The sequence below is a fragment of the Enterobacter cloacae genome, assembly GCF_011078175.1.
Lineage (GTDB): Bacteria > Pseudomonadota > Gammaproteobacteria > Enterobacterales > Enterobacteriaceae > Enterobacter > Enterobacter cloacae_Q.
Window position 1 is genome coordinate 704,799 of sequence record NZ_JAALCJ010000001.1, and the last position, 23,201, is coordinate 727,999.

Annotated in this window: 33 protein-coding genes and 1 pseudogene; 30 read left to right on the forward strand and 4 right to left on the reverse strand. The window is 55.0% G+C overall.

The features are described from left to right. Nucleotides 1-372 precede the first annotated feature (372 nt). The 12 genes from G6Q29_RS03480 (at nt 373) to G6Q29_RS03535 (ending at nt 5,646) form a co-directional block, all read left to right on the forward strand. Nucleotides 373-1,011 (forward strand): hypothetical protein, encoded by a 639-nt coding sequence (locus tag G6Q29_RS03480; RefSeq protein WP_127341243.1) that lies wholly within the window; start codon nt 373-375, stop codon nt 1,009-1,011. Between the two features lie 133 nt (nt 1,012-1,144). Continuing rightward, a complete protein-coding gene (locus tag G6Q29_RS03485; RefSeq protein WP_147273960.1) occupies nt 1,145-1,399 on the forward strand; it encodes a hypothetical protein in 255 nt (84 codons plus the stop codon). Continuing rightward, entirely contained in the window at nt 1,396-1,560 is a 165-nt protein-coding gene (locus tag G6Q29_RS03490) for a hypothetical protein (protein ID WP_165464528.1), read from the forward strand. The genes G6Q29_RS03485 and G6Q29_RS03490 overlap by 4 nt, the downstream gene beginning before the upstream one ends. Continuing rightward, nucleotides 1,557-1,766 (forward strand): hypothetical protein, encoded by a 210-nt coding sequence (locus tag G6Q29_RS03495; protein ID WP_022651077.1) that lies wholly within the window; start codon nt 1,557-1,559, stop codon nt 1,764-1,766. The genes G6Q29_RS03490 and G6Q29_RS03495 overlap by 4 nt, the downstream gene beginning before the upstream one ends. Nucleotides 1,767-1,838: 72 nt before the next feature. Next, nucleotides 1,839-2,117 (forward strand): host nuclease inhibitor GamL, encoded by a 279-nt coding sequence (gene gamL, locus G6Q29_RS03500; RefSeq protein ID WP_165464529.1) that lies wholly within the window; start codon nt 1,839-1,841, stop codon nt 2,115-2,117. Between the two features lie 9 nt (nt 2,118-2,126). Further along, on the forward strand, nt 2,127-3,041 hold the full coding sequence (locus G6Q29_RS03505; protein WP_165464530.1) for a recombinase RecT: 915 nt from the start codon (nt 2,127-2,129) through the stop codon (nt 3,039-3,041). Continuing rightward, nucleotides 3,038-3,520 (forward strand): siphovirus Gp157 family protein, encoded by a 483-nt coding sequence (locus tag G6Q29_RS03510; RefSeq protein ID WP_165464531.1) that lies wholly within the window; start codon nt 3,038-3,040, stop codon nt 3,518-3,520. Before G6Q29_RS03505 ends, G6Q29_RS03510 begins: the two co-directional genes overlap by 4 nt. A 10-nt stretch (nt 3,521-3,530) precedes the next feature. Then, on the forward strand, nt 3,531-3,995 hold the full coding sequence (locus G6Q29_RS21675) for a hypothetical protein (RefSeq protein WP_242637197.1): 465 nt from the start codon (nt 3,531-3,533) through the stop codon (nt 3,993-3,995). Beyond that, complete coding sequence (locus G6Q29_RS03520) at nt 3,992-4,543, forward strand: phage N-6-adenine-methyltransferase (RefSeq protein WP_165464532.1); 552 nt, start codon at nt 3,992-3,994, stop codon at nt 4,541-4,543. The genes G6Q29_RS21675 and G6Q29_RS03520 overlap by 4 nt, the downstream gene beginning before the upstream one ends. Further along, entirely contained in the window at nt 4,540-4,758 is a 219-nt protein-coding gene (locus G6Q29_RS03525) for a hypothetical protein (protein ID WP_109956910.1), read from the forward strand. Before G6Q29_RS03520 ends, G6Q29_RS03525 begins: the two co-directional genes overlap by 4 nt. Further along, nucleotides 4,755-5,096 (forward strand): DUF551 domain-containing protein, encoded by a 342-nt coding sequence (locus G6Q29_RS03530; RefSeq protein WP_165464533.1) that lies wholly within the window; start codon nt 4,755-4,757, stop codon nt 5,094-5,096. Before G6Q29_RS03525 ends, G6Q29_RS03530 begins: the two co-directional genes overlap by 4 nt. A 169-nt stretch (nt 5,097-5,265) precedes the next feature. Then, complete coding sequence (locus G6Q29_RS03535; protein WP_165464534.1) at nt 5,266-5,646, forward strand: hypothetical protein; 381 nt, start codon at nt 5,266-5,268, stop codon at nt 5,644-5,646. Nucleotides 5,647-5,724: 78 nt separating this feature from the next. On the opposite strand, the gene G6Q29_RS03540 is transcribed toward G6Q29_RS03535, so the two are convergent. After that, nucleotides 5,725-5,937 (reverse strand): hypothetical protein, encoded by a 213-nt coding sequence (locus G6Q29_RS03540; RefSeq protein WP_165464535.1) that lies wholly within the window; start codon nt 5,935-5,937, stop codon nt 5,725-5,727. 156 nt (nt 5,938-6,093) lie between these two features. Between G6Q29_RS03540 and G6Q29_RS03545 the strand changes: the two genes are divergently transcribed. After that, nucleotides 6,094-6,339, forward strand: a complete 246-nt coding sequence (locus G6Q29_RS03545; protein ID WP_040074976.1) for an excisionase family protein — start codon at nt 6,094-6,096, stop codon at nt 6,337-6,339. 45 nt (nt 6,340-6,384) lie between these two features. After that, the gene (locus tag G6Q29_RS03550; RefSeq protein ID WP_165464536.1) at nt 6,385-7,680 is read left to right on the forward strand and encodes a tyrosine-type recombinase/integrase; all 1,296 of its coding nucleotides are present in this window, start codon (nt 6,385-6,387) and stop codon (nt 7,678-7,680) included. A gap of 26 nt (nt 7,681-7,706) precedes the next feature. On the opposite strand, the gene fliE is transcribed toward G6Q29_RS03550, so the two are convergent. Beyond that, on the reverse strand, nt 7,707-8,021 hold the full coding sequence (fliE, locus tag G6Q29_RS03555; RefSeq protein WP_003859612.1) for a flagellar hook-basal body complex protein FliE: 315 nt from the start codon (nt 8,019-8,021) through the stop codon (nt 7,707-7,709). A 228-nt stretch (nt 8,022-8,249) separates the two neighbouring features. Here fliE and fliF point away from each other — a divergent pair, with 228 nt between their 5' ends. The 14 genes and pseudogenes from fliF to rcsA all read left to right on the forward strand — a co-directional run bounded on the left by fliF (nt 8,250) and on the right by rcsA (nt 19,772). Continuing rightward, entirely contained in the window at nt 8,250-9,932 is a 1,683-nt protein-coding gene (gene fliF, locus G6Q29_RS03560) for a flagellar basal-body MS-ring/collar protein FliF (RefSeq protein ID WP_165464537.1), read from the forward strand. After that, a complete protein-coding gene (gene fliG, locus G6Q29_RS03565; protein WP_165464538.1) occupies nt 9,925-10,923 on the forward strand; it encodes a flagellar motor switch protein FliG in 999 nt (332 codons plus the stop codon). Before fliF ends, fliG begins: the two co-directional genes overlap by 8 nt. Next, nucleotides 10,916-11,623 (forward strand): flagellar assembly protein FliH, encoded by a 708-nt coding sequence (gene fliH, locus G6Q29_RS03570; protein WP_165464539.1) that lies wholly within the window; start codon nt 10,916-10,918, stop codon nt 11,621-11,623. Before fliG ends, fliH begins: the two co-directional genes overlap by 8 nt. Next, nucleotides 11,623-12,993, forward strand: a complete 1,371-nt coding sequence (gene fliI / locus G6Q29_RS03575; RefSeq protein ID WP_017693144.1) for a flagellar protein export ATPase FliI — start codon at nt 11,623-11,625, stop codon at nt 12,991-12,993. The genes fliH and fliI overlap by 1 nt, the downstream gene beginning before the upstream one ends. 21 nt (nt 12,994-13,014) lie before the next feature. Beyond that, nucleotides 13,015-13,458 carry a flagellar export protein FliJ gene (gene fliJ / locus G6Q29_RS03580; protein WP_006811155.1) on the forward strand — a complete coding sequence of 148 codons (444 nt, stop codon included), beginning with the start codon at nt 13,015-13,017 and terminating at the stop codon, nt 13,456-13,458. Then, complete coding sequence (fliK, locus tag G6Q29_RS03585; protein ID WP_165464540.1) at nt 13,455-14,669, forward strand: flagellar hook length control protein FliK; 1,215 nt, start codon at nt 13,455-13,457, stop codon at nt 14,667-14,669. The genes fliJ and fliK overlap by 4 nt, the downstream gene beginning before the upstream one ends. A gap of 106 nt (nt 14,670-14,775) precedes the next feature. After that, the gene (fliL, locus tag G6Q29_RS03590) at nt 14,776-15,246 is read left to right on the forward strand and encodes a flagellar basal body-associated protein FliL (protein ID WP_003859598.1); all 471 of its coding nucleotides are present in this window, start codon (nt 14,776-14,778) and stop codon (nt 15,244-15,246) included. A gap of 4 nt (nt 15,247-15,250) precedes the next feature. Next, complete coding sequence (gene fliM / locus G6Q29_RS03595) at nt 15,251-16,255, forward strand: flagellar motor switch protein FliM (RefSeq protein WP_006811158.1); 1,005 nt, start codon at nt 15,251-15,253, stop codon at nt 16,253-16,255. Continuing rightward, on the forward strand, nt 16,252-16,665 hold the full coding sequence (gene fliN / locus G6Q29_RS03600) for a flagellar motor switch protein FliN (protein WP_003859592.1): 414 nt from the start codon (nt 16,252-16,254) through the stop codon (nt 16,663-16,665). The genes fliM and fliN overlap by 4 nt, the downstream gene beginning before the upstream one ends. A gap of 2 nt (nt 16,666-16,667) precedes the next feature. Beyond that, nucleotides 16,668-17,042 carry a flagellar biosynthetic protein FliO gene (gene fliO / locus G6Q29_RS03605; protein ID WP_165464541.1) on the forward strand — a complete coding sequence of 125 codons (375 nt, stop codon included), beginning with the start codon at nt 16,668-16,670 and terminating at the stop codon, nt 17,040-17,042. After that, on the forward strand, nt 17,042-17,779 hold the full coding sequence (fliP, locus tag G6Q29_RS03610; protein WP_003859589.1) for a flagellar type III secretion system pore protein FliP: 738 nt from the start codon (nt 17,042-17,044) through the stop codon (nt 17,777-17,779). Before fliO ends, fliP begins: the two co-directional genes overlap by 1 nt. Before the next feature lie 10 nt (nt 17,780-17,789). Next, the gene (gene fliQ / locus G6Q29_RS03615) at nt 17,790-18,059 is read left to right on the forward strand and encodes a flagellar biosynthesis protein FliQ (protein ID WP_003859587.1); all 270 of its coding nucleotides are present in this window, start codon (nt 17,790-17,792) and stop codon (nt 18,057-18,059) included. Nucleotides 18,060-18,065: 6 nt separating this feature from the next. Continuing rightward, nucleotides 18,066-18,858: pseudogene (gene fliR, locus G6Q29_RS03620) on the forward strand (flagellar biosynthetic protein FliR); the annotation flags it as partial. A 290-nt stretch (nt 18,859-19,148) separates the two neighbouring features. Further along, a complete protein-coding gene (gene rcsA / locus G6Q29_RS03625) occupies nt 19,149-19,772 on the forward strand; it encodes a transcriptional regulator RcsA (protein ID WP_003859584.1) in 624 nt (207 codons plus the stop codon). Between the two features lie 99 nt (nt 19,773-19,871). Here rcsA and dsrB read toward each other — a convergent pair whose 3' ends face one another. Beyond that, nucleotides 19,872-20,060 (reverse strand): protein DsrB, encoded by a 189-nt coding sequence (gene dsrB / locus G6Q29_RS21575; protein ID WP_003859583.1) that lies wholly within the window; start codon nt 20,058-20,060, stop codon nt 19,872-19,874. A gap of 128 nt (nt 20,061-20,188) precedes the next feature. Here dsrB and yodD point away from each other — a divergent pair, with 128 nt between their 5' ends. Then, entirely contained in the window at nt 20,189-20,416 is a 228-nt protein-coding gene (gene yodD, locus G6Q29_RS03635; RefSeq protein ID WP_165464544.1) for a YodD family peroxide/acid resistance protein, read from the forward strand. Nucleotides 20,417-20,711: 295 nt separating this feature from the next. After that, nucleotides 20,712-21,512 (forward strand): mannosyl-3-phosphoglycerate phosphatase-related protein, encoded by an 801-nt coding sequence (locus tag G6Q29_RS03640; RefSeq protein WP_165464545.1) that lies wholly within the window; start codon nt 20,712-20,714, stop codon nt 21,510-21,512. Here the strand turns inward: G6Q29_RS03640 and dgcQ are convergent. After that, nucleotides 21,497-23,197 carry a cellulose biosynthesis regulator diguanylate cyclase DgcQ gene (gene dgcQ / locus G6Q29_RS03645; protein ID WP_165464546.1) on the reverse strand — a complete coding sequence of 567 codons (1,701 nt, stop codon included), beginning with the start codon at nt 23,195-23,197 and terminating at the stop codon, nt 21,497-21,499. The genes G6Q29_RS03640 and dgcQ overlap by 16 nt on opposite strands. Nucleotides 23,198-23,201: the final 4 nt, after the last annotated feature.

Here is a 23,201-nt window from a genome sequence, read left to right on the forward strand (position 1 = left end):
TCAAATAATCGCTTTAGCTATTGTTAGCTCATCGAAACGAAACATCGACAGCTGAGCGAAGTTAGCCAGCGGCGAAGTGGAGATTCGGTCAGTCGAACGGCGCGACAGTAAACCATGCGTCGGACGCCCGGCGGGCTCAGGAAGAGCGGCAATGGTGCGTAACTGGAATGTTTTGGGGTGTGGTGGCGGTGTCCTCAAGCGAGGTGCAACGCTAGCAGTGTGATAAGACCTGAAAACCGGCTGGGCAGATAGTTGTTTGCCAATACAGAAAAAGGGCGTCAGGAAGTAAGTGAGAGTGGCGACTCAGTGCCAGTCCACCACACCACCAAAGCATTTCTCCCGCATCAGCGGGTAACGACAGAGGGTAAGGGTATGTGTAAACGAATTGATGGGGAGATTATCCGGGGCGTCATTAACGACCCTCGACTTTTCTCAGGAATTGAACGTGTCAGAAGCGGCAGAGTTCAGATGTTTGGAAAGCGGATTGTCCAGGGTGGAAAGTGCATACAGGAATGCGATTTTGAAATCACGCCACCAGAAAGGAGTTGGTACTCAAAGGAAATTGATGGGGTTTGGCATTGGGTTGAGGGTTGTGATCATTGCAATGGCTCACCTATTAAATGGGCCTATGTTCGCTGTGACAAGCATGATGTCTGCGTTGATTGCGGTGTAGATAGAGAGCGTGCAGCTAAATCTCCAGGCATTGATGGAATTGGTGCTGTTTGGGGTTGCAGTGACGGATGGCGTTGCAATGACTGTCAGGAACAAATTAACAAAAAGCGTCTTGCAGAAGCAGAGGCGCGGATCGTTCCTGATGATGAATATGATGAGATGGATTTTTGGCACGAAGATGAGGCTCGCTGCCCATGGTGTAAGGCTGAAATTTCCACCGATGAATCCTACGACGCCTGCCAAGAAGAGCATCAATGCCATGAGTGCGAGCGCCACTTCAAACTGACGGCTGAGCACTCCGTGACTTGGACAACAATTCGAGCAATCAAAGCCGCCTAACCAGCGGCTTTTTTCATACCTCAGTCGCTTCACCGAGGCGACTAAGTTATGACAACCGGCGGCCATCCACCGCCCATTAGCGCAGAAGTCTTGTTTAACGTTCGGCGGCGCGGCCTTAAGCGCGGAGATGATTATGAGCAAAGAAAATCATGGCGGACCAGCTTTTCCACACATAAGAAAGCCGGTAGCCCCAGGCGTGGAAGAGGTTATTACCAGTGGTGGTATGTCGCTACGCGACTACTTCGCGGCAAAGGCTATGGCAGCCATTGTGCGTAGATGGGACGGGCATTCGTTTGGTGGCGGCCCGAAATCACCACAGTACAAAGAATTAGCCGAAGATGCGTATCACATTGCCGACGCAATGCTCCGCGCCCGGGAGGAATCATGACAGTCACCCACAACGGCAAGCAATACTCCGTAAAGCGCTGCGCCCTGAACAATAACGAGTGGCGGTTAACGTCGCTCACCAATCCACGCGAACAGGTCACACTGAATCGCTGGCAGATGCACGTTGCTGGCTTACTGCCTCAGGTGGAGGGTAAAAAATGATGTCTCACTACGGCACCACCCCGCTCATTCGCCAGTGCGTCACGCCCGGCATGATGGCAATGCATGAAGGCCGAACGTATCGCGTCTCAGCAGTCATTCAGGAGCGCAAATGGGTGTACCTGCACACCGATGCTGAAATAATCCGCCTCAGTGACTGCGTGATTGACGTCCTTCTGGACGGTCACGGCAACCCTATCCAGCACTAACCACCCTACTCAACCGATCGGCCTGGCATTACGCGGGCGGGATCTGCACATCCAAATTTCAGGAGTTCAGCCATGAACGCATACCTCACTTACGACCGCATCGAAGATCGGCGCTGGGTTGAGCAGCAACTCATCGACGAGAAAGAGAAGTGGATCGACGACCGGGCTAAGGAACTGATCGCCATGTTCCCTGCGAAACCTCTGGAAATGAGCAGCTTGTTCCTGCCCCAGGAAGCCCAGTTTGCACTTATCGGAGAAAAGGCCGAAGAGGCATACAACGAATACATTTCGGCCTGCGCATATGCCCGGGCCGAAGAAGAATGGCAGCGCCAAGCGCCCTGCCCTTTTTAAGGAGTGATTATGAGCTTCGATCTGATTCAGTTCGTTAAGGAGCAGGAGCCGCTATTTGTCGGCGCCCTTACCGACCAGTCTCTGACATGGGCAAAGGAATGCCAGTTCGCTATCCAGTTATTCCAGCGCAATCAAAAACTGGCAGAAACGGCGATTGCCAACCCCACCAGCGCCCAGAACGCGATCATCAACGTTGCAGCGGTCGGCATAAGCCTGAACCCTGCCAGCAAACTGGCTTATCTGGTTCCGCGCGACGGTATGGTCTGCCTCGATATCAGCTATATGGGCCTTCTGCACATCGCCCAGTCGGCTGGCGTCATCAAGTGGGGCCAGTGCAAGCTCGTTCATGCTGGCGACGACTACGAGACGCTGGGTCTCGATAAGGCACCAGCTCACAAATACAACCCATTTGCTACACCTGACGATCGCGGCGCCGTTATCGGTGGCTACTGCACAGTTAAAACCGCTGATGGCGATTATCTCACTGAAGAGATGAGCCTCGCTGAGATAGAAGAAATCAGGAAAGTGAGCAAAGCGGGAACATCACCAAAAGGCCCTTGGGTCAACTTCTGGTCTGAGATGGCCAGGAAGACGATCGTCAAGAGAGCCTATAAATACTGGCCGCGTGCTGACCGACTGGATAATGCCGTCGATGTGCTTAACGAGAGCGAAGGCATATACACCGAGCCAGTTATGCCATACACCCCTGAAAGCGAGATCATTCAGTCAGAAGAAAACGCAAAACAGGAACTTACCAACACCATCCAGTCGCTGTGTGAGGACATGAAGCAGGCGAAAAATATGCATGCCCTCAAAACCCACTTCCAGGCAGCTTACAAAATGACCGTCGGAATGCAGCTTCAACAAGAGGTTCAGGCCGTTTATGCCAAGTGCAAAGCAAAATTCGAAGAGGTTACGCAATGACAGCTCTTTACCAGATCGCCAATGATTTCGCAAAGTTGACTGATTCAGGAATGGAGCCTGAAATGATAGCTGACACTCTCGAGGGGATTGAGTGGGAGCTGGAAGCAAAGGTCGAGCAGATCCTTGCTGTCTGCAAAAACGAATCTGCTTATGCCGAGGCGCTGAAAGAAGAAAGCAAGCGCCTTGCAGAACGCGCAAAAGCCGCAGAAAACCGTGTGGCGAGCATGAAAGATTATGTGGCCACCTCCCTCGAAACAGCAGGCAAGAAATCACTCAAGGCAGGAATCCATCAGGTAACGGTCCGAGCGCCGTCTAAGTCAGTAGAGATTACTGATGCCAGCGCGCTTCCTCCTGAGTTTGTCGAATACGAGACGAACATCAAACCTGACAAGTTGGCTATAAAACACCAAATTGAGGCTGGCATTGTAATTCCTGGCGCGCAGATCAAGCTCGGAAAACCATCCCTAATCATCAAATGAGGGATGAATAATGCCATATGACCGTTGGCAGCCATGGGAAAACTTGTTCCTGCATGAAGTTGCCGGACAGATGCCCGTCTCATTGATTGCCGAAAAACTGGAGAGAAGTGAGCGCGCCGTATACACACAGGCCGCTCGCCTCGATGTGAGATTCCCGGGGAAGATCAACCTCAGGAAGTGGACCAAAGCAGAGCTGTTTCTGTTTGGCCGGTTCACTCCTGAAGAAATCGCTGCGGCAACCGGTCGCTCTATCCACTCCGTGCGCAGCAAGCGCAACTCACTTGCCCGATCGGCAGGGGGAAAAGTCATGCCTGAATGGACTACCGAAGAGCTGGCGCTGCTGTGGCGACACTCAAACGCCGAAGTCGCAGAGATTACCGGCCGCAACATTGAAGAGGTCGGAGATAAGCGGCTGCAAACCAATATTGAGCGTAATGGCTGGGATGTTAACGATCCGGAGCGGGAGGAATCATGACCGATTACACCGGCAGCAACACGCCAGCAGATCAGCGCGACCTCTGGCGCACTCCACCAGCACTCTTCGCTTCCCTTGATGCTGAGTTTTGCTTCCAACTTGATGCCGCCGCAGCGCCGCATAACGCGCTGTGCCGGAAGTTCATCACTGCCGAGCAGAATACGCTGGAAACGGTCTGGGCTGATGACCTAAGCATTCCCGGTTACGTCTGGCTGAACCCGCCGTACAGCGACATCACGCCGTTCGTTAAGAAGGCCGCCGCCGAGAGCGCCAATCAGATAGGGACGGTGATGCTGGTACCGGCAGACACTTCGGTTGGCTGGTTCAAGGAGGCTATCCAGACCGCCAGCGAGGTTCGCTTCATCACCGCCGGGCGGCTGGCATTTATCAACCCGGTTACCGGTAAGCCTGTCAGCGGAAACAACAAGGGCTCAATGCTCATCATCTGGCGACCGTACCCGCGCACACACTGCCACTTCGCAACTGTGGACCGGGACGAGCTGATGGCTTTCGGGGCGAAACTTCTCGCCCGCAGGGAGGCCGCATGACGCCTGAAACAGACAACGCCATCCGCGCGGCCTGCCGCCGCTGCACCGAGGAAATCCAGCAGGCCATGCGCAAGAAGCCAAAGCCTAACTGGAACGAAACGGTGCCTCCCATCATCAACAAGCATCACAAGAAAATTGAAGCTCTGGGAGTTAGCCTCCTGGAGTTCGTCGTATACACAGGGCGGCTTAATCGCCGCTTCGGAGCAGAACAATGAGCAAGGTAACTTTTGTCGTAGATTTTGAGGACGGGAAAGAGCCAGCAGTGCATTCCCGCATGAACATTCTCGGCGGAGAGCTGGCGGCAGTTGCGTGGAAAGATGCAATTAAATCAGAGGTTGTTTCAGTTAAAGATGGCCTACCTTCCCCTAATCAGCAGTGTTTGTTATTTGACGCCAACGGTGAGGGCTGGGTCATTGGCTGGCGCTCAGTTTGGCTTTCAGAGTGCTTGACTGAAACAGGTGACTGGGACTGGAATTATCAGATCGAGAGCCTGGATGATGAGGAAATGAACATTACTCATTGGGCACCCACTCCTCCGGTGCCAGAGGCATGAAGGCACTAATCACCAGGTCGCTATCGCGGCCTTTTTTATTGCTGGCGTTCACCTTCAACCTAATTAACCGACAGTTCCGGGAGCAGTGACAATGGCCAGGCTGATATTCATCAGTTTTCGTAAGCCACTATAAAAACTTGATTTCATTTTCTGGCATAATCAGGTGCTGATGTTAGGCATAGTAGAGGTGGTCATGAACACGAGAAGATATTTCAAGCATTCGGAGTTCGATGCCCTTAGTAATGGGTTCGTTGAGATACCTAATGAATCAACGGAGGGAGATCGTCCCCTTTTCGTTAAAGATGGTAAAAAGTGGATCTACACTATCATAGGGCTAAAAAAAGATTTGGGAGTCAATACCGATGAGCAGTTGATCTCCCTCGGTTACGATGTCGAAACTTACTGGCAGCTGGAGAATAAAGCACGTGAGAATCTGAAACCCTTATCGGATCTGCATGCAGAGATTCGCCCCAGCGATAGCGATGATGGCCCTGTTCATCTTGAAGGTGATTCATGGCTCTATCCTGACGGTTCCATCCACAGTAGATAAGACCTCACAACAAGCCCAGCCACTATATCCAAATGAAGGCATTTTTAGGCTGCGCGCCCAGCGTGCGGCATAAGGAGATTAACCAATCATCCCGAAATGCTTCATCGCTTGCTCGATATAGAGTACGAACTTATCAGGGCATTCATACACCCTTGATTCAGGAGAAATGCGGTTCGGTGCCTGTTTCATCTGGAAACCATGTATGTGCTTAACATGAGCGATGTGACATGTTTTAACAGTGACTCCGTTCTGTGCTTTGACGTATTCCTGAATCTGCTTATAAGTTGCCATGAATCCCTCCTTTTCAATGCACAGGAATATAACCCACCGATAACGCAACTGATAGCTGATTCAATGAGTCGGCTATTGGGTGCGGATGCACTGCCTCGTAAATCCATTGATGTTATTGCCGCCTACAGGCGGCTTCTTTTTTGCCTGGAGATAACCATGAGCGACATTATACAGCTGACGCCCAATAAATGGGTGACAGAGCAAAACCTTATTGCTGTAACCGGGTTAAGGCCTGGCACAATCGAGCGTGCACGGAGAGAATCCTGGTTCGCCGGCCGTGAGTATATGCACGTTTCACCAGACGGAAATCCAAAGCCAAACAGTGAGTGCATGTACAACACAGAGGCGATCAATCAGTGGATTGAACAGCAGGCATCGAAGCAGCCAGGTGCTCAATCATGATGAACGCGGTATTCTTATTAGGCTCTTGGGCGTCAGGAGGGATTAATGGCTAAGTCAGCATACCCAACAGGCGTTGAGAACCACGGAGGCACTCTCCGTATATGGTTCATCTATAAAGGCGTCAGGGTGAGGGAAAGCCTTGGCGTACCTGATACAACAAAAAACCGGAAGGTGGCAGGCGAATTGCGCGCATCTGTCTGCTTTTCAATTAAGACGGGGAGTTTTAATTACGCTTCTCAGTTCCCTGACTCTCCCAACTTGAAGAAGTTCGGAGTGGAGAGCAAGGAAATAACCGTACTCGAGCTGGCGAACAAGTGGCTTGAACTGAAGCGTATGGAGATCAGCACCAACGCGATGTCACGCTATGCATCTATAGCTCGCAACATGGTGCCCAGGATTGGTGGGGACAGGCTGGTATCTGCGGTAACACAGGAAGATCTGCTGTTTATCAGGAAGGAATTGCTGACCGGTTATCACACGCTGAAAGTCGGGCAGAAAACGCCGGTTAAGGGCCGCTCAGTCAGAACGGTCAACAACTACATGAAGACCATGGGCGGGATGTTTAAGTTTGCCGCTGATAGCGGTTATGTACAGGTGAATCCGTTCACCGGGATCGCCATGCTTAAGCGGTCACGATGCGAGCCTGACCCGCTGACGCGCGATGAGTTTGTCAGGTTGATTAACGCCTGCGCCCACCAGCAACTGAAAAACATGTGGTCACTTGCCGTCTACACCGGCGTGCGCCACGGAGAACTTGTGTCGCTGGCCTGGGAAGATATCGACCTGAAAGCGGGTACGATGATGATCCGCCGGAACCACACGTTAACGAAGGAGTTCACCCTTCCGAAAACAGAGGCCGGGACGGACCGTATCATCAACCTCATTCAGCCAGCGATCGACGTGCTGAAGAGCCAGGCCGATTTAACTCGCCTGGGTAAGCAGTATCAGGTTGAGGTGAAACTGCGCGAGTATGGCCGTACCGATGTGCATCCATGCACGTTCGTTTTCAACCCGCAGATCGCATCACGTAATGGCCGTGCCGGGCATCATTACGCAGTGGGGTCGATTAACCAGTCGTGGGAAGCGGCAATGCGACGCGCCGGGATTCGCTATCGCAGAGCATACCAGTCCCGACACACGTATGCATGCTGGTCGTTAGCTGCCGGTGCCAACCCGAACTTCATCGCGAAGCAAATGGGCCACACCGACGCGCAAATGGTTTACCGGGTGTACGGATCCTGGATGGCTGAAAATAATCAGGACCAGGTACTCATCCTCAACCAGAAATTGAGTGAGTTTGCCCCATCCATGCCCCACGCTGTGGGATCGGATGGTTATTAATTATAAATATCATTAGGTTAGATAACCTAAACTTGCATGCCCATCACTTCCTGGTACGCCGACACCAGCTTGTTACGCACCTGCAACCCCATCTGCAACGACACCGACGCTTTTTGCAGATCGGCCATCACATCGTTGAGTGCCACGCCGGGTTCACCGAGGGTAAATCTCTCTGCCTGGGTACGGGCCGCGTTTTGCTTGTCGCTGATCCGGTCCAGCGCCGCATGCAGCTGGCCGGCGAAGCTGACGCCAGGCGGCTGGTCAGCCACGCTCTGGTTACGGGCGGTCATCGCCGTTGCCTGTAACTGACTGAGTACCCCTTCAATGCCCTGTATAGCCATAACTCTCCCCTGGATGGTTTTTTACGAGGTCAAGACTAACAGCTTGTCAATAAGATAATGGCGGTAAATAGCGTGAAAAAACCAGGTTATTTGACGCATAGAAAATCCCGAATCATCAAATAATGGCAGGGCCATCAGTATGGAACTTTTGTCGTGTTTGCCGACCCGGGAGTCAGTTTTGTTTCTCTACACGAATAACGTAAATCACCAGGATTTAAGAGGTGCGCAATGAGTGCGACAGCAGCATCGACAGCGCCACAGAATAAATCACTCGAGTGGATGAACCGCCTTCGCGCCAACCCTAAGATCCCGTTGATTGTGGCAGGCGCTGCCGCCATTGCGATCGTTGTCGCGATGGTCTTATGGGCAAAAAGCCCGGATTACCGCACGCTCTACAGCAACCTTTCCGACCAGGATGGCGGCGCCATCGTCACCCAGTTGACCCAGATGAACATCCCGTATCGCTTTGCCGATAACGGCGGTGCGCTTGAAGTGCCGGCAGATAAAGTGCACGAGCTTCGCCTGCGTCTCGCCCAGCAGGGGCTGCCGAAAGGCGGCGCGGTTGGGTTTGAACTGCTGGATCAGGAAAAATTCGGCATCAGTCAGTTCAGCGAGCAGGTTAACTACCAGCGCGCGCTTGAAGGTGAGCTGGCCCGTACGATTGAAACCTTAGGTCCGGTGAAAAGTGCCCGTGTGCACCTGGCGATGCCTAAACCGTCCCTGTTTGTCCGCGAACAAAAGTCCCCTTCCGCCTCTGTGACCGTTAACCTTGAACCTGGCCGTGCGCTGGATGAAGGGCAGATCAGCGCCGTTACGCACCTGGTCTCCAGCGCGGTAGCCGGTCTGCCGCCGGGTAATGTCACGCTAGTGGATCAGAGTGGACATCTGCTGACGCAGTCCAACACCGCCGGGCGCGATCTCAACGATGCCCAGTTGAAATATGCCGCCGAAGTGGAAGGCCGCCTTCAGCGCCGCATTGAAGCGATTCTGGGCCCGGTAGTCGGCAGCAGCAACGTGCACGCACAGGTCACCGCGCAGATTGATTTCTCGAATAAAGAACAGACCGAAGAACAGTACGCCCCGAACGGGGATGCCTCTCGCGCCGTGTTACGCTCGCGTCAGATCAACGAGACGGAACAGGTAGGCGGCCAGTATCCTGGCGGTGTCCCGGGTGCGCTCTCTAACCAGCCTGCGCCTGCCAACGCCGCGCCAATCTCCACGCCGCCGGCCAACCCGCAGAACGGTCAGCAAGCGAATCAGCAGACGACCTCAACCGCGAACAGTACCGGACCGCGCAACAGCAGCCGTAACGAAACAACCAACTACGAAGTTGACCGGACAATCCGCCATACCAAACTGAACACAGGCGATATTGAACGTCTCTCTGTGGCCGTTGTGGTGAACTACAAAACGCTGCCGGACGGGAAACCGCTGCCGCTCACGGCGGAGCAGATGAAGCAGATTGAAAATTTGACCCGCGAAGCGATGGGCTTCTCTGAAAAACGAGGTGATACCCTCAACGTCGTGAACTCGCCGTTCAGCCCGGTGGATGAAACCGGTGGCGAACTGCCGTTCTGGCAACAGCAGGCATTCTTCGATCAGTTGATGTCCGCAGGCCGCTGGTTGCTGGTGCTAATTGTCGCGTGGCTGCTGTGGCGTAAGGGTGTTCGTCCTCAGCTTCAGCGTCGTGCTGAAGCCGAGAAAGCCGCGCTGGAACAGAAGAACACGCGTCAGGACGAGGAAGAAGCGGTCGAAGTTCGTCTCAGCAAAGATGAGCAGATGCAGCAACGCCGTGCTAACCAGCGCATGGGCGCAGAGGTGATGAGCCAGCGCATTCGCGAAATGTCAGATAACGATCCGCGCGTCGTCGCGCTGGTCATCCGCGGTTGGATGGGTAACGAACATGAGTAATACGCTTACAGGCACCGATAAGAGCGTCATCCTGCTGATGACCATTGGCGAAGATCGCGCGGCGGAGGTGTTTAAACATCTCTCCCAGCGAGAAGTGCAGATCCTCAGCGCGGCGATGGCCAACGTGCGTCAGATCTCCAACAAGCAGCTGACCGACGTGCTGGCGGAGTTTGAGCAGGAGGCCGAACAGTTTGCCGCGCTCAACGTCAACGCCAACGAATACCTGCGCTCCGTGCTGGTTAAGGCGCTGGGCGAAGAGCGCGCCGCCAGCCTGCTGGAAGATATTCTCGAAACGCGCGACACCGCCAGCGGGATCGAAACGCTCAACTTTATGGAGCCGCAAAGCGCCGCCGATCTTATTCGCGACGAGCACCCGCAGATTATCGCCACCATTCTGGTCCACCTCAAACGGGGCCAGGCTGCCGATATTCTGGCGCTGTTCGACGAGCGCCTGCGTCACGACGTGATGCTGCGTATCGCCACCTTCGGCGGCGTCCAGCCAGCCGCGCTGGCGGAACTGACCGAAGTGCTGAACAACCTGCTCGACGGCCAGAACCTCAAGCGCAGCAAAATGGGCGGCGTGAGAACGGCGGCAGAAATCATCAACCTGATGAAAACGCAGCAGGAAGAGGCGGTTATTACGGCGGTACGCGAGTTCGACGGCGAACTGGCACAAAAAATTATCGACGAGATGTTCCTGTTCGAAAACCTGGTCGAAGTGGACGATCGCAGTATCCAGCGCCTGCTCCAGGAGGTGGATTCGGAGTCCCTGCTTATCGCCCTCAAAGGTGCCGAGCAGCCGCTGCGCGAGAAGTTCCTGCGCAACATGTCCCAGCGTGCGGCCGATATCCTGCGCGACGACCTCGCCAACCGTGGCCCGGTGCGTTTGTCTCAGGTGGAAAACGAACAGAAAGCCATCCTGCTTATCGTTCGTCGTCTGGCGGAAACCGGCGAAATGGTGATTGGCAGCGGAGACGACACCTATGTCTGATGAACTGTCGTGGAAGCGCTGGACGCCTGACGACCTCTCCCCTCCCCCCGCAGAGTTCACCCCTGCCATTGTGTCATCCGACGAGGGCGACGCCGGGGCGGGCGAACCCGAGCTGAGTGAAGAGGAACAGCGCGCCCAGATGCTGGCCCAGATGCAAATGCAGGCGCACGAACAGGGCTTCAATGCCGGGATAAACGAAGGCCGTCAGACCGGACATGCACAAGGATATCAGGAAGGGCTGGCGAAAGGTTTAGAGCAGGGCATCGAGCAGGCACGCCAGCAGCAGGCGCCGCTGCATGCCCGTATGCAGCAGCTGGTGAGCGAGTTTCAGCACACGCTGGATGCGCTGGACAGCGTAATTGCCTCGCGCCTGATGCAGATGGCGCTGGAGGCGGCTCGTCAGGTGATCGGCCAGACGCCGGTGGTGGATAACGCCGCGCTGATTAAGCAGATACAGGGCCTGCTCCAGCAGGAGCCGCTGTTCAGCGGAAAACCACAGCTGCGCGTTCATCCTGACGACTTGCAGCGCGTGGAAGAGAGCCTCGGCGCGACGCTGAGCCTGCACGGGTGGCGGCTGCGCGGTGACCCGTCGCTCCATCACGGGGGCTGTAAAGTCTCGGCGGATGAGGGCGATCTGGATGCCAGCGTCGCGACCCGCTGGCAGGAACTGTGCCGTCTGGCGGCACCGGGAGTCGTCTGATGACCGCTCGCCTTACGCGCTGGCTTAATACGCTCGATAATTTTGAAACGAAGATGGCCCAGCTGCCATCCGTTCGTCGTTATGGCCGCCTCACACGCGCCACTGGTCTGGTCCTGGAAGCCACGGGGTTGCAACTTCCGCTCGGCGCCACCTGCGTGATTGAGCGCCAGGACGGGGGGGAGACGCGTGAAGTGGAAAGCGAAGTGGTCGGGTTCAACGGCCAGCGCCTGTTCCTGATGCCCCTTGAAGAAGTCGAAGGGATTTTGCCCGGCGCCCGTGTCTACGCGAAAAACATCAGCGGCGACGGCCTGCAAAGCGGCAAACAGCTGCCGCTCGGTCCGGCGCTGCTGGGCCGCGTGCTGGACGGGAGCGGCAAACCGCTCGATGGCCTGCCCTCCCCTGATACCACCGAAACCGGCGCGCTGATCACCCAACCCTTTAACCCGCTGCAACGCACGCCAATCGAGCACGTGCTGGATACCGGCGTACGGCCGATTAACGCCCTGCTCACCGTGGGACGCGGCCAGCGTATGGGGCTGTTTGCTGGCTCCGGCGTGGGTAAATCGGTCCTGCTCGGCATGATGGCGCGTTACACCCAGGCAGACGTTATCGTGGTCGGCCTGATCGGTGAACGTGGTCGCGAAGTGAAAGATTTTATCGAAAACATTCTCGGTGCAGAGGGCCGCGCCCGGTCGGTGGTGATCGCCGCACCGGCAGACGTGTCGCCGCTCCTGCGTATGCAGGGTGCCGCCTACGCCACGCGTATTGCGGAAGATTTCCGCGACCGGGGCCAGCACGTGCTGCTGATCATGGACTCCCTGACCCGCTACGCGATGGCGCAGCGTGAGATTGCGCTGGCCATCGGCGAGCCGCCGGCAACCAAAGGTTATCCCCCGTCGGTATTCGCCAAGCTGCCCGCACTGGTGGAACGCGCGGGGAACGGTATCAGCGGCGGCGGCTCCATCACGGCGTTCTATACGGTACTGACCGAAGGCGATGACCAGCAGGATCCGATTGCCGACTCCGCGCGTGCGATCCTCGACGGCCATATCGTGCTGTCGCGCCGTCTGGCCGAAGCCGGGCACTACCCGGCAATTGATATTGAAGCGTCGATCAGCCGTGCGATGACGGCATTGATCACCGAACAGCACTACGCCCGCGTGCGTAACTTCAAACAACTGCTCTCCAGCTTCCAGCGCAACCGCGACCTGGTGAGCGTCGGCGCGTACGCCAAAGGCAGCGACCCGATGCTCGATAAAGCGATTGCCCTGTGGCCACAGCTGGAGGCATTTCTGCAACAAGGTATTTTTGAACGCGCCGACTGGGAAGATTCCCTCCAGGCACTGGAGCTGATTTTCCCGCAGGTGTAACACAGGTGGAGGGCGAAGGTTATGGCGCAGAATAGCGCGTTATCAACGCTGAAAGATCTGGCTGAAAAAGAAGTTGATGATGCCGCATTGCAGCTTGGCGCAATGCGGCGCGGGTGCCAGCAGGCTGAGGAACAGTTGAAGATGTTAATCGACTATCAGCATGAATATCGCACCAACCTCAACACCGACATGACGCAGGGCATTGGTAGCCAGCGCTGGATTAACTATCAGCAGTTTATCCAGACGCTGGAAAAGGCAATTGAGCAGCATCGCCAGCAGCTCAACCAGTGGACGCAAAAAGTCGATACCGCGCTGAACTTCTGGCGCGAGAAAAAACAGCGGTTGCAGGCATGGCAGACCTTGCAGGACCGGCAGATTGCAGCTTCGACCCTGGCGGAAAACCGCCTGGATCAGAAAAAAATGGATGAGTTTGCCCAGCGCGCATCAATGAGGAAACCAGAATGATCACACTGCAACAACTGCTGATGACCGACAGCGATCCGTCCGGCGGCACGCTGACCGGAAAAGGCGCTGAGGGCGCGCAAGATTTTCTCTCTCTGCTGGCGGGCGCGCTGACCGAGACCACCGGCAAAGGCAAAGATGCCCCGCTGACGCTGGCGGACCTGAAAGCGGCGGGCAGCAAGCTCTCGACAGCAGCAAAGGAAAAAAACGGTGATACCACGCTCCAGGCCAAAATTGCCGAGCTGCTCTCCCGTCAGGAGACGCCGATCGGTGAAGATACCAGCGTTTTCCTGCAAAGCCTCGTCTCCGGCCTGAAACCCGCAGCAAATACGGATGCGCTGAAGACGCTGACCCAGCCGGACGCGAAAGCAAACAGCGAGACCACGACTGAAGAAGAGGAGCTGGCCGGGTTAAGCGCGCTGATGGCGATGTTACCGCACCAGCAGGCCACCACCCCGGTAGCGACGCAGCCAGCGAGCGCCGGGCAGATCGCCCCCCGAGCCGCCCTCCCCTCTGCGCTAGCCCAGACGGACAACGGCCAGCATCAGCCGCTTAGCCAGGCGTTAACGGGTCAGGAAAAAATGCCGGTTCAGGACAGCGACACATCGCTGCCCGCCACGGCAGCGGCTACGCCAGCCGTCGCCGCCGTCGCAGAGAAGCAGGACGTAGCGAGCGCGGCGTCGCCTGCCGCCAGCCCAACCGCAACGCTGGCCCCAATCGTCAGTCATCTGGCTCCCCCCCAGCCTGCCGCTACCGTTGCTACAGCACCGGTGTTAAGCCAGCCGCTGGGGACGCACGAATGGCAGCAGAATCTGAGCCAGCACATCACCCTGTTCACAAAGCAGGGACAGCAGACCGCGGAGCTGCGTCTGCACCCGGAGGATCTGGGGCAGGTACAAATTTCGCTTAAGCTGGACGACAACCAGGCGCAGTTGCAGATGGTTTCGCCACACAGCCACGTCCGCGCGGCGCTGGAAGCGGCCCTGCCGATCCTGCGCACGCAGCTTGCGGAAAACGGCATTCAGCTTTCCCAAAGCAGCGTCAGCAGCGAGGGCTTTGCCGGGCAGCAGCAGTCCTCATCCGGGCAGCAACAGCACGCTTCGCGTTCCGGCCAGCATGGCGGGTTTAACGATGAGAGCGAAGAGTTATTGCCTGCCCCTGCCGCCCTGCAATCCGCCGCACGCGGCAGCCGTGCCGTAGACATCTTTGCCTAAACGCCAGAGGTAACGTGATTATCCCCGTCTTTTCCACGCTTTGACCTGGGCCGGACACGGGATAATCACCGTATTAAGCTGTACCGAAACAGGAAGCTCGTATCAGATGACAGACTCCGCTATCACCAAAAAAAGCAAGCGTTCCATCTGGATCCCGCTGCTGGTGTTGATTACCCTCGCGGCCTGCGCTACCGCAGGCTACAGTTACTGGCGTATGCAGCAGGAGCCCTCCAGCGCGGCCGCCAAAGCTGAAGCGCCGCCTCCGCCGGCACCGGTCTTCTACCCGCTGGATACGTTCACCGTGAATCTGGGCGATGCGGATCGTGTGCTTTACGTGGGCATTACGCTGCGTCTGAAAGATGAAGCGACCCGTGCTCGTCTGAACGACTATCTGCCGGAAGTGCGCAGTCGTCTGCTGCTGCTTTTTTCTCGTCAGGATGCCTCCGCGCTCGCCACCGATGTGGGCAAGCAAAAGCTGGTCGATGCCATAAAACAGACCCTGGCGACCCCGCTGGTCAACGGCCAACCTAAGCAGGAAGTCACGGACGTTCTGTATACAGCCTTCATTCTGCGGTAACGACATGGGCGACAGTATTCTTTCTCAGGCAGAAATCGATGCGCTGCTCAACGGCGATAGCGATAAGAGTGACGATCCGAAACCGGGTCTGACCGGCGACGATAATATTCGTCCCTACGATCCCAATACCCAGCGTCGCGTGGTGCGCGAGCGTTTACAGGCGCTGGAGATCATCAATGAACGTTTTGCACGTCAGTTCCGCATGGGGCTGTTTAACCTGCTGCGGCGTAGTCCGGATATCACCGTCGGTGCGATCCGCATTCAGCCGTATCATGAGTTTGCCCGCAACCTGCCGGTGCCAACCAACCTTAACCTGATCCACTTGAAACCGCTGCGCGGTACCGGCCTGGTGGTGTTCTCACCAAGCCTGGTGTTCATCGCGGTGGATAACCTGTTCGGTGGCGATGGCCGTTTCCCGACCAAAGTGGAAGGTCGTGAATTTACCCATACCGAACAGCGCGTGATTAACCGCATGCTTAAGCTGGCGCTGGAATCTTACAGCGACGCCTGGAAAGCGATTAACCCACTGGAAGTGGAGTACGTGCGTTCCGAGATGCAGGTGAAGTTTACCAACATCACCACCTCCCCGAACGATATCGTCGTCAACACGCCGTTCCACGTCGAGATCGGTAACCTGACGGGGGAGTTCAACATCTGTCTGCCGTTCAGCATGATTGAACCATTGCGCGAACTGCTGGTTAACCCACCGCTGGAGAACTCACGCCATGAAGATCAGAACTGGCGTGAAAACCTGGTGCGTCAGGTACAGCATTCACAGCTGGAACTCGTGGCCAACTTTGCCGACATCTCCATGCGGTTGTCGCAGATCCTGAAATTACAGCCCGGCGACGTTTTGCCGATAGATAAACCCGACCGCATTATTGCCCATGTGGATGGTGTACCCGTACTGACTAGCCAGTACGGCACGATTAACGGCCAGTATGCGTTACGCGTTGAGCACTTGATCAACCCGATTTTGAATTCGCTGAATGAGGAACAGCCCAAATGAGTGACATGAACAATCCGTCCGATGAAAACAGCGGAGCACTGGACGATCTGTGGGCTGACGCGTTAAACGAGCAAAAAACGACGCCGACGAAAAGCGCGGCAGACGCGGTTTTCCAGCAGTTAGGCGGCGGCGATGTCAGCGGCACGTTGCAGGACATCGACCTGATTATGGACATTCCGGTTAAGCTGACCGTTGAGTTGGGCCGCACCCGCATGACGATTAAAGAGCTGCTGCGTCTGACGCAGGGTTCCGTGGTGGCGCTTGACGGTTTGGCGGGTGAGCCGCTGGATATTCTGATCAATGGCTACCTGATTGCACAGGGCGAGGTGGTGGTGGTGGCCGATAAATACGGCGTGCGTATCACCGATATCATTACCCCGTCCGAACGTATGCGTCGTCTGAGCCGTTAAGTATGAAAACCCAGGCAACACTGTCCGCGCCCTCCGCCGTACCCGGCTCACCGCTGCTTCAGGTGAGCGGTGCGCTGTTCGGTATTATTGCCTTTATCCTTCTCGCCGCCTGGCTGGTAAAGCGTTTCGGTCTGGCGGGGAAAACGGCCGGTACGCGCGGGTTGAAGGTCAGCGCCAGTACTACGCTCGGGCCGCGCGAGCGCGTGGTCATTGTGGAAGTGGAAGATGCGCGACTGGTGCTGGGCGTGACCGCCTCCAGCATTAACGTCCTTCATACGCTCCCCCCTGCGCCTGCCCCGGTGGAGAATTCCTCCCAGGCCCCTGCGGACTTTCAGTCCGTTATGAAGAGTTTGCTCAAGCGTCCCGGGAGATCCTGATGCGCCGTTTGTTATTCCTCACGCTGGCAGGCCTGGGCCTGTTCGCGCCCTCTGTGTATGCGCAACTTCCGGGGCTGGTTTCCACGCCGCTGGCGAACGGGGGACAAAGCTGGTCCCTGTCCGTGCAGACGCTGGTGTTCATCACCTCGCTGACCTTTATACCGGCGATCCTGCTGATGATGACCAGCTTCACCCGCATCATCATTGTGTTTGGCCTGCTGCGAAATGCACTCGGCACGCCGTCCGCGCCGCCCAATCAGGTGCTGTTGGGTTTAGCCCTGTTCCTGACTTTTTTCATTATGTCGCCGGTTATCGACAAGATTTATACCGAGGCGTACCAGCCGTTCAGCGAAGACAAAATTTCCATGCAGGTTGCTCTGGAAAAGGGTGCTCAGCCATTACGTGAATTTATGCTTCGCCAGACGCGCGAAGCGGATTTAGCCCTGTTTGCCCGCCTCGCTAACACGGGTGAGTTACAGGGACCGGAGGCGGTGCCGATGCGCATCCTGCTGCCGGCGTATGTGACCAGTGAGCTGAAAACGGCGTTTCAGATTGGCTTCACCATTTTCATTCCGTTCCTGATAATCGACCTGGTGATCGCCAGCGTTCTGATGGCGCTCGGGATGATGATGGTCCCCCCCGCGACCATTGCCCTGCCCTTTAAGATCATGCTGTTCGTGCTTGTCGACGGCTGGCAGCTGCTGGTCAGCTCGCTGGCGCAGAGTTTCTACAGTTGAGGAGCGCGAGATGACGCCTGAGTCGGTCATGATGATGGGTACGGAGGCGATGAAAGTCGCGATTGCTGTCGCCGCCCCCCTGCTTTTGGTTGCGCTGGTAACCGGTCTGATTATCAGTATTCTCCAGGCCGCCACGCAGATTAACGAAATGACCCTGTCGTTCATTCCGAAAATCATTGCCGTCTTCGTGGCGATTATCGTTGCCGGGCCATGGATGCTTAATTTGCTGCTGGACTATATGCGTAACCTGTTCACCAATCTGCCGTACATCATCGGCTGACGGACGATGCTGCATTTCACCAGCGATCAGTTTGTTCAGTGGCTCGGGATCTATTTCTGGCCGATGCTGCGCATCATGGCGCTGATCTCTACCGCCCCCATACTCAGTGAAAAGTCGGTGCCTAAACGCGTCAAAATTGGGCTGGGCATCGTTATCACCATTATTGTTGCTCCCTCTCTGCCGGCGGTGGATATCCCGCTCTTTTCCCCGAATGCGATCTGGATTGCCCTGCAACAGGTGATGATTGGCGTGGCGGTCGGGTTTACGATGCAGCTCGCCTTTGCCGCGGTACGAACGGCGGGGGAACTGATCGGTTTGCAGATGGGCCTGTCCTTTGCGACATTCGTTGACCCGGGCAGCCATCTGAATATGCCCGTGCTGGCGCGTATTATCGACCTGCTGGCGATGCTGTTGTTTCTCTCGTTCAACGGCCACCTGTGGCTGATCTCCATGCTTGTGGACACCTTTCATACGCTGCCGATTGGCGACAACCCGGTAAACAGCAACGCCTTTCTGGCGCTTGTGCGGGCTGCCGGGCTGATCTTCCTCAACGGGCTAATGCTGGCGCTGCCGATCATTACCCTGCTGCTCACCGTTAACCTCGCATTAGGTTTGCTCAACCGAATGGCCCCGCAGCTGTCGGTATTTGTCATCGGATTTCCGGTGACATTGACGGTTGGGCTTTTATTAATGTCATTATTGATGCCACTTATCGCCCCCTTCTGCGAGCATTTATTCAGCGAGATATTCAATCTGTTAGCGGATATTGTCAGCGAGCTTCCACACAAATAATAACCCGCAGCGTTTGCAATGTCTTTCTGAGGATATTCCTAAAAATAATCTCGAAAAACATCTACCAGGATATATCTGACGCGGTTTAAATGTTTCTAACCACCTCACAATACTTAATATTTACTTTACTTTAAGATGATTCCTGGCAAATTATACGTAACTTTACGGGATAGTGAGTTCGCCTGAAAGTCTTTGTCATGCTCACAGGTTTTATAAGATTTTTTCCATCCCGTATGGCTGTTTATGAGCTCTCAGGCAGATGGTGAATTATCGTTACGCATTGAGTGAGGGTATGCCATGTCAACGATCATTATGGATTTATGCAGCTACACCCGGCTAGGGTTAACCGGGTACTTAGCAAGCAGAGGGGTTAGAAAGAGAGATATCAACGATGCGCACACCGTTGAAGAACTCGCAGCCGCTTGTGACGCCCACAAGCCAGGCGTGGTGTTTATTAATGAGGACTGTTTCATTCACGACCCCGCTAACAGTCAGCACATTAAGCAGATCATTAATCAGCATCCTAAAACCCTGTTTATTGTTTTTATGGCGATCGCCAATATTCATTTCGATGAGTATTTGTTGGTACGTAAAAACTTATTAATCAGTTCGAAATCGATAAAACCAGAGTCACTGGATGACATTCTCGGCGATTATTTGAATAAAGAAGTGAAGAATGTAGGGGCGATTAACTTACCCACCCTATCATTAAGCAGAACTGAATCAAGTATGTTAAGAATGTGGATGGCTGGACAAGGGACAATTCAGATCTCAGACCAGATGAATATCAAAGCAAAAACCGTATCGTCACACAAAGGAAATATTAAAAGGAAAATTAAAACGCATAATAAGCAAGTGATATACCATGTCGTACGCCTGACAGATAATGTGACAAATGGGATTTTCGTTAATATGCGCTAATTTGCATGGCCATGTTGTACCCTACCCTGATCTCTGGCATGGCCAGAGATTTTGCTTTTCAGCAGCCGGAGCCGGGGAGAGTATGCCCCCGACGCCGCCCTATTCTGCCGTTTCCACAAAGATGCCATCCGGGTGGCCCAGCTCGTTAAAGAACCAGATGCCGAGCGGGTAATCTTCCAGCGACACCAGATACATTGTGCCTTCATTGAACTCTTCTATTGCCAGCACCACGCCCGGGCGGCGCGGCCCACCGTCCGTTTTGACGGTTACCCGATCGTTGACCTTCATACATTCCTCCTGTGGTTTTGAGCCAGTGTAGAACAAATTACCTGCCCTGGCATCGCCGCCTGGCGCGAATGACGTTTTTGTGTGCGGTCTATACTTAGCTGTGGAAACGGTAAAATGAGGAACCCGCAATGAAGACTGACAAAGAGTACAGCGACACCATTAAGCGTGAGGTTGAAGTGGACGTCGATGCCCTGCTTGCCGCCATCAATGAAATGAGTGAGTCCGAAGTGCATCGCGCGGAGGATAATTCAGACCGTGTCGTGGTCAATGGTCGGGATTACCATACCTACCGTGAACTGGCAGAAGCGTTCGAGCTGGATATCCATGACTTTAGCGTCTCGGAGACGAACCGCTAAGGCGAAAAAAATCCCGGTCATGGGGATGACCGGGATCAAACTTGCTTATGCAAGAAGCACTTGTAAATTCGTTACACCAGGAAATCTGATGCAGGTAAGACATTATCCCCAACAGAATTGTCTTACAAGCATATATTCTCTCAACGAATATTATATTTTATACATGTGAATTTTGGTTATGAGTATAAACATGCGCCGCGTGTGGGTTTGTTGGGATCGTTTCCAGTTCAACGGCGCGTCAACGCGTCTTTTTTTAAGATTTTTCTTAGAATAAAATTCTCATACGGGAGACGTTATGCCTTCGCTTAAGGAGACTCTGCTTATCCTGACCGACCTCGACGGCACGCTGTTGGATTTTCACACGCTCGACTGGCAGCCTGCGGCCCCCTGGCTGGAGAGATTAAAGGGTGAGCAGATACCGGTCATTCTGTGCAGCAGCAAAACCGCCTCCGAGATGCGTGACATTCAGCATGAACTTGGGCTTGGTGGGCTGCCGTACATTGCTGAAAACGGCGCGGTGATCCAGCCTGACGAACGGTGGAAGAACGCTAGACGGTTCATCTCAGAAAAGAAGCACGATGATATCCGGCAGTTTATCGCGCAGATACGCCAGGACATGCATCTGAAATTCACTGCGTTTCATGATGTGGATGAGCGCGTGGTCGCCGAATGGACCGGTCTGAGCCACCCCCGGTCGGTACTTGCGCGCAAGCACGAAGCTTCCGTGACGCTGATCTGGCGTGACAGTGATGAACAAATGAAACGCTTTGCAGCCGTACTCGCCCGGCAGGGGCTAAAGATTGTCCAGGGTGCACGCTTCTGGCACATTCTGGACACAGGCTGTGGCAAAGACGTGGCGGTTCACTGGCTTGTGGAACAGTATCACCTGCATGAAGGCTCCAACCCAACGACGCTGGGCCTGGGCGACGGCCCCAATGATGCCCCTTTGCTGGATAGCGTAAACTTCGCCGTGGTGGTGAAAGGCTTCAACCGGGAGGGCATCAACCTTAAGAACATCGATCCATCACGGGTTTACCGCACTCAGCACACCGGGCCGGCCGGCTGGTGCGAGGGGCTTGATTACTTTTTGACGTGATCCTGCCAGACCACCTGGTTACGCCCGCGCTGTTTCGCCTCATACAGACGCGCATCGGCGGTAGATTGCAGATTCTCGAAGTGATAATTGCCCTTCTCCTCCGCGCCAGAGACGCCAAACGACGCACTTACGCGCAGAGTGGTACTTTTCTTGATCAGGATCTCTTTGCTGTCGATACGCTTGCGTATCTGCTCAGCGACTTCGGCCGCCTCTGCAAGCGTCATGCCGGGCAGGACTACGCAGAACTCTTCGCCTCCGACGCGTCCCGCAATATTTTTAGCGCGGAGAGAACTGGCAATCAGCCCCGCGGCATGGGACAACACCTTATCACCCGCCTGATGCCCAAACCGATCGTTGATGCTCTTGAAGCAGTCAAGATCGATCTGGATGACAGAGAAAGGCAGCGACTGCTGTTTACACTGATTCGCCAGCATTTTCGCCTGCTCAAACAGAGACCCACGATTATTCAGCCGGGTCAGAGGATCGTGCCAGGCCTGCCATTGCAGCGAGTTCTGCATCGAATACATATTGCTGACCATGCGCCGGATCACCAGCCATGAGATGAGCAGCATCGCGGTGAACAGCGCCCAAAGCAATGCAAGTACAATGCTGATGCTGCCGAAATCGCCGCGCACGCCTTCATCGAGGGTGTGTACACGCAGGACGATGCCATCAAAATGGTCGAGACGCTCCCAGCTGACAAAACGACTCCCCAGACGGCTACCGCCTTCGGAATCAGTTTCTATGGCGTGCGCTATCTGCGCCAGTTCGCGCGCGTCAAAATGGTTAACGTCCGTATCGGGTGATTCAGACGTCGCAAGCAGGGTAAGACGATTGTCATACAGCTGGTATTCCCCTTCCGGAGTTTCGTCCACGGCCTCTACCAGCAGGCGACGCAGGGTGGCTAAGGTGAAATCCATTGCCACTACGCCATACCAGACGTGATGGTAATAAACAGGCACGCTGGCGGTGATAAGCGGCATTTTGCCTGCGAAGGGGGAAGGAGGCGAGATAAACCAGCGTACGGCTCGCGCACGGTTTTCACGCTCGGACTGGTGGGTAAACCAGGGCTGAGTGACCAGATGGTAATAGCGCTGCGCGATACCGCTGAAATTACCCGGCGTATCCGTTTCCAGAAAAAAACCGGCGCGAGAGACATAAATCATGCGTTCTTCATTGCGGGAAGAACTGGATGCCAGACGTAGCAGATAACCTACTTCGAGCGCGGCGGACAGTTCATTATCCAGGTACTCATCGTCACGCTTCAGAAGGGTGGTCTTTTCAACGAAGGCATCTGAAACACCGTTGATGGGTAATGTGCGCTGTTTATCAACCGCAATTTGCCAGGTGGAGGACGTGCGCAAATGCGCAAAACGCTTTACCGCATCATGCAGCACGCCAAACGCCAGCGGCGTTTCCAGCGCATCATTCATACTGTGGCGAAAAAACAACATTTTATCGACGCTGTACTGGAGCTGTCTGTCCAGCGCACTGGCAACCGTTGCCAGATGGTTACGCTGGCTGGAGATATAAGCATCTTCCAGTACCACAACTTCGCGCCAGGTCAGGAGGGTGGAAAAGATCAGGACAACAATAAAACAGAGGTTAACAATCAAACGGGGATTGCTACGCGTATGCAGCCACTGCAAAAAAGATTGTTTTACAACAAAGGTATCGTGCTGCACACAC